Annotated in this window: 3 protein-coding genes; 2 read left to right on the top strand and 1 reads right to left on the bottom strand. The window is 29.9% G+C overall.

The genetic code is table 11. The features are described 5' to 3' along the window. Positions 1–684: 684 nt before the first annotated feature. On the bottom strand, positions 685–1341 hold the full coding sequence (locus tag A2255_00170; GenBank protein OGI17746.1) for a hypothetical protein: 657 nt from the start codon (positions 1339–1341) through the stop codon (positions 685–687). 316 nt (positions 1342–1657) lie between these two features. Between A2255_00170 and A2255_00165 the strand changes: the two genes are divergently transcribed. Continuing rightward, on the top strand, positions 1658–3412 hold the full coding sequence (locus tag A2255_00165; protein ID OGI17745.1) for a hypothetical protein: 1755 nt from the start codon (positions 1658–1660) through the stop codon (positions 3410–3412). A gap of 10 nt (positions 3413–3422) precedes the next feature. Next, a complete protein-coding gene (locus A2255_00160) occupies positions 3423–3881 on the top strand; it encodes a hypothetical protein (GenBank protein ID OGI17744.1) in 459 nt (152 codons plus the stop codon). Positions 3882–4239: the final 358 nt, after the last annotated feature.

The following is a 4239-nucleotide window of genomic DNA, read 5'->3' as shown; positions in this document are numbered from 1 at the left end:
TGATCCTGAGACATGCCTGCATGAATATATTTTTGTACGGTTCCAACAGTTAAAGTTTGTTGGGCAAATGCAGGAGCTATGCCCAGATTAAGTATACTTATTATTAAAAATAAGAAAACCAGACGTAATAATTTCATATTTAACAATCCTTTCACGCAGCTATTAACATATTATTTATAATACAAGTTAAAAATTTAAACAATTATATAAAATTTTATAACCATAAAAAGCCGGTTTTTCATGCTATATTCAGATTGTTACTTTTTATTAACTTTTTATCCGCTTTTACTGTCAAAAATATACAATTTTATCTGAAATTATCTATCAAGGAACTTATTCTATATGCAGAACCTCAACTTCCTAACAGCTAGAATGCTAAACCGCACAAAGTACACTTATGAAAATATCCTAAAAGACCTTGTGTAATGAATCTAGATGGCATAAAACTCGAATTTATTCGTGGCGTGACATATGAATATTTTAATAGCACTGTCTTTCCCAATTTTTTGTTCTTCAAAATTTTCATTTAAAACCAATCAATATAATAAATAAAGCTCAACATTAAGTTGAGCTTTATTTATTATATTGATATTCACGCTCAAGTGTACAAGTTCAGGACTTATTTGTTAGAATCAGCGTAAGTAATAATTTAAGTTTTAAATGTATATTATAAAGGCTTTAATATTATTGGCAAAACTTATCAGGAAATTGTTTGATTATAGCCTGAGATATAGCGTCAGACATTTCTAGGATATCGTTGAGAATTATATCATAAGCCTGTATGTCTGATTTATAATTTCCATTAAGTCTGTAGACAACCTCATCTTTTGTAACTTTAAGATGGTCATATAACATATTTGTTATAGCCTGTTTAGATAAATTAGGATTGGCTGAACTTAAAAATGTAGCTATGTCATCAGCATTTGCATACCATTTTTTTTCTTCTGTAGCTAATTGAGTTTTATCTCCTGCTTTTGCGTATTTAACCATTTCAACAGCAAGTAAAATATGCTGTTCCAGTAAATTAGCTAATTTATTTCCTGCTTCCTCTCCATAAAAAGGTTTTATTGAATTACCAATCTCCTGCTGATTTTTTAATAATCTCTCAGCAGTGAAATTAGTATCATTCAGGTTTGCAAGTGCTGATATTATATACATCCTTGTCCAGCTTACGTGGTCTGACCAGAGCTTGCGGTTCATAATTTTAAAATCACATGAAGATACCTGAGGACTGACATTAACTCTTGTACTTGGCGTTTGTGTTGGTTGAGCTATGCAATTGACCATCATAAATACAAACATTAATGAAAATAGAATTCCTGTTAAATAAAGTTTTTTCATAATTTTATTTCCCTATTTTCCCCCAAATCTATAATTAAACAAATCCTTTATAAGTCAATTATCCTGTGAACTATAACCAGAGTATTATATGAAATAAATTCAACAAAAATAAAAAAGACCGTAGTATTGTGCGGTCGTTTATAAATATATAAATTTAATTTATAAACACGCTCGAGTGTATGAGTTCAGAATTTTTTTGATCTGTTGGGTTAGAACCCGCCCTACCTGGCTACTATTTGTTAGAATAATATGCATTGGGAATGTTTTTTTTTATAAATCATTCTATTCTCAAGATTAAAAATAGAGGAATGTTTTTATGTCTAATCCTGATGAGCTTAATAATCAACGAAGTAAACAGGAATACTTAAAAGATACAATTATCAATACATTGACAAGTGATAGTTTGGATGAAGCTGTCAGAAACATAACTATGGAACTTGGTAAGCTTTTTAATGCTGACAGGGCTCATTTCAGGTTTTATGATGAATCTCTGCAATCTTTTTCAGAAGTTATTGAGGAATACAGAAAAAATGAAAATATACCTTCAGTAAAAGGAAAAATGATTTACCCAAAAGAATTCGATATTTTTTTAAAAGATAAATTAACAGCACAAGATCATATTTTTATAATTAATGATATAAATGCGCCTGAGTATCCCGAATCATTCAAGCAACTATTCAAAAATCTTGATATTAACAATGAAATAGTATTACCCATTTTTTATCGAGATAAACTGGAATCTGCTTTTTTTATTACTAATATTGAATCGTCAGAGCTTTTATCAGGAAAAAATCTAAACTTTCTGATACCTGTAGCAAAACAACTCTCTATAGGTACCCATTTGTTTAAGCTAAATGAAAGGTTAAATAAAACTGTCAGCTACGAAAAAATAATTAGAGAAGCAATAATAGATGTTCGATCATATGATAATCCTGAAAAGATATTTGAGTATCTAGTAAACAGACTGGCAGATTTATATAGTGTAAATAGGGTTTCCCATTTACATCTTGACCCTTATAGAAATCTTACTGTTCTATATGAAGCATTAAGAGGCAATATTAGAGAACTTAAAGGAGAAATAATTTTTACATCTGAATCTTTTAAAGAAATTGCAGGTCATATAGAAGAATCAATCATAGTCATTAACGATATTAATCAAATCAAAAATACAGAAATAAGAGATTTCCTAGATAAATATGACATAAAGGCCTTTATGCTGTACCCTCTTGAAATATTTATTCCATTAACGGGAGTAAGAAAAATAGAGGACAGAATTTTGGTCTGTTCTAATATCCCCAGAAAATGGTCATCTCAGGACATAGAAGCTCTAAAATTAATCATTGGAACTATTATGATTATCTATGTTGATATCAGGAATAGAAAAGAAATTAGAGAAATTGAAGAGACCTTTATAGCATCGCTTGTTCATGATTTGAAAAGTCCTCTTTATGGAGAACAAAAAGCTCTTGAATTCATAATGTCAAGAAAACCAGACACCAATATTCAAAACATTACAACATATCTAGGTGATATATATAAAACTAATGAAGAACTTTTAAGGTTAATAACCAACCTTCTTACTGTTTACTCTTTAGAGCTTGGACAACATGAACTAAAAAAAGAGCCATCCAATATAAATAAAATAATTTATGATGCAGTAAGAACAATGAAGCCTCTTGCTGATGATAATGAATCAAGGATAAATATAGATATTCAGGAAAAGCTGATTGAAATTGAAATGGATCCTGATGAGATAAAAAGAGTTTTTACAAACCTGATAAGCAACGCAATCAAACATAATCCAAAAGGAATTGAAATTAATATTTCAGCTAAAAGAACCGACGATGAAATTCTTTTATCAGTGAGTGATAATGGAGTAGGAATTTCTGAGTCAGATAAGTCTAAAATGTTTCAAAGATATTCTACCGCTAAAAGGAAAATAGGATCAGGACTTGGGTTATATTTATCAAAACAAATCGTTGGACACCATGGAGGCAAAATATGGTTTGAATCTGAAGAAGGAAAAGGAACAACCTTTTGCTTTACACTACCTATAACTGAGAATATGTAAGGACATTATCATGTATAATACAGATTCAATCCCAATAAATATAATTATCGCAGAAGACGATATTTTATATAAAAATGCGGTAAAAGATTTTCTTCAGGAAGATTCTTGTTTTAAAGTTGTCGGAGAAGCAAAAGATGGTCAAACTGCTGTTTGTCTTGCTAAAGAGCTTAGCCCTGATGTAATAGTTATGGATATTGGACTTCCTGTCATATCAGGTATAGAAGCAACCAAAAAAATAAAAGAAGATACACCTTATGTTAAAGTTATAGCCATAACTTCTCATATTGATAAGGATGAAGCGATGGAATCATTAGTAGCTGGCGCTAATGCTTATGTTAATAAAGACATAAATATGAAATACCTAAAAATGATTATTGAGACAGTTAACAAAGGTGCTGTCTGGATTTCCCCTCTCATAGGAAAAACGATATTATCAGAAAGTATTAAATGCTATAAAAAAAATGAATAATTTTTTTACAAAGATTTTCTCAAAGTTTTTATAGTGTTTTAAAACCAGTGTGCACACACAGACAAAATTCACCAACATAATAAATAAAGCTCGACATTAAGTTGAGCTTTAATAAAATATATAAATTGAATTTATAATCACGCTCGAGCGCAAAAATTCTGAACTTTTCTTTTTGATTTGGTGATTTAAAACTCATTTTACAAAATTAAACTCGAATTTTTATTGGTGCGCAATGTGCACCCTACTTGGCTACACAGGTTCAGAACTTTTTTGATTTTATTGTTGGGTCAAACTTGTTTGACCCTGCTTATCGATTTAATCCGTGCTTAAATAAAAAAGAAGGGATGAGACTTACTTT

The sequence above is a fragment of the Candidatus Melainabacteria bacterium RIFOXYA2_FULL_32_9 genome, from assembly GCA_001784615.1.
Lineage (GTDB): Bacteria > Cyanobacteriota > Vampirovibrionia > Gastranaerophilales > UBA9579 > UBA9579.
Note: the sequence above shows the minus strand (reverse complement) of the source record. Positions and strands in the feature narration are given on the sequence as shown.